Here is a 1,526-nt window from a genome sequence, read left to right on the forward strand (position 1 = left end):
CCTGGCACTTCTGGCCGTACGCCGCCCGCGGCCTGGCCCGCCTCGTCCTCACCGCCGCCCTCGTCGGCCTGACCCTCCCGGCCTGGCGCACCCTCACCCTCGTGGTCCTGGCCGTCCTCCTGGTCGTCGCCGTCGCGCTCGCGCACCGCTTCAAGCCGGCGCCCCCCGGAGACGACGCGGTCTACGGGCCCCGCCTCTGGGTGATCCTGCGCGAAGACCTGGCGCTCCCCGAGGACGAGCCCAGCGAGAACTGGCTCCGCCTCCCCGACAAGCTCGGCGCCGAGGGCGCCCGCATCCTCATCCGCCTGCCCTGGTCGTTCCGGGGCACCCAGGGGGAGAAGGACGACGTCACCAGCCTGCTGAACTCCCGGCTCCCGGGCGAGTGGCAGGGCAGGTACACCTTCACCGGCGAGCACTTCAGCGCCGTCTACACCCACAAGCCCCCGCCCAAGCCGCCGGCCCCCGCGCCCGAACCGCCCGGCGCCGTGGATATCTGGGACCCCAAGGTCCAGGAGATCCTGGCCTCCCTCGGACCGGACGAGTTCTACCTGGGACAGGACACTTTCGACCGCCCCGTCATCCAGAAGATGTCCGACGAACAGGCCCACTGGGCCCTGTCCGTCGGCTCCGGTGGCGGTAAGTCGGCATTCCTTCAGTGGCTCGCCATTCAGATGCTGATGAAGCGCGGAACGGTCGTCATCATCGACGGCAAGATGGTCAGCATGACGCCCCTGATCGGAATTGAGGGAACGCACTCCTACGTCAATCCGCAGGCACCCCAGGACATGCGCGCCACCCTTGAATGGGTGGCCGAAGTGGTCAACGCGCGGAACTACGAAAAGAAGCACCGCATCCGGACGGACTTCCCGCCGCTTTACGTGATCCTGGAGGAATGCAACCACCTCGCCGACATTCTCAAAGAGGAATACACCGCCACCAAGGCAAGCAGTGATCCAGGCGGTGACCCCATTTGGCGTGACGGCGTGGCAACCGCACTCCGTCTCGGCCGTGAGGTGAATGTCCACATCATCGCCGTATTCCAGGACTTCAAGGACACGCAATTCGGCGGAGTCTCCCTCGTCCCGCTTTTCCCCTTCAAGATTCTGGGCAGCTACAGCGAACGCCAGTGGAAGCGGATTATGGGTAACTCCTTCCCCATGCCGCCTATCCAGAAGAAGGCCGGTCGAATGGTCCTCGCGCTGGACAGTGGAGACGTCAGCCGTATTCAGACGCCCTACGTTTCGTGGGTGCCGGAATACACCAAGGACGAGAACCAGCAGCACGCGTACAGGCTCCTGACGGCCTACTACGAGGAGCTGCGCCAGACCCACGGCTACGAGACCACGGGGCTCTACGCGGCCCCGCCCGCGCACTCCCCGGAGGTCGCGCCGGCCCTCCTGCGCCGCGTGTCACGTGACACTGGGCTCGAAGGCCGGACGGGGGGTTCTGTGGGGGGTCTGAGCGAATAAACCGCTGGTCGTGGTGACACGCCCCGGGGCTGCGGTACACCCGGCGTGACACCCCAG

Annotated in this window: 1 protein-coding gene; it reads left to right on the forward strand. The window is 66.6% G+C overall.

Annotated features, from left to right (window positions below):
- Positions 1–1,469, forward strand: a 1,469-nt coding sequence (locus ACFW3D_RS42055; RefSeq protein ID WP_500513766.1) for a P-loop NTPase family protein, incomplete at its 5' end; no start/stop codon positions are given.
- Positions 1,470–1,526 lie beyond the last annotated feature (57 nt).

The organism is Streptomyces sp. NPDC058864, assembly GCF_042742985.1.
GTDB lineage: Bacteria > Actinomycetota > Actinomycetes > Streptomycetales > Streptomycetaceae > Actinacidiphila.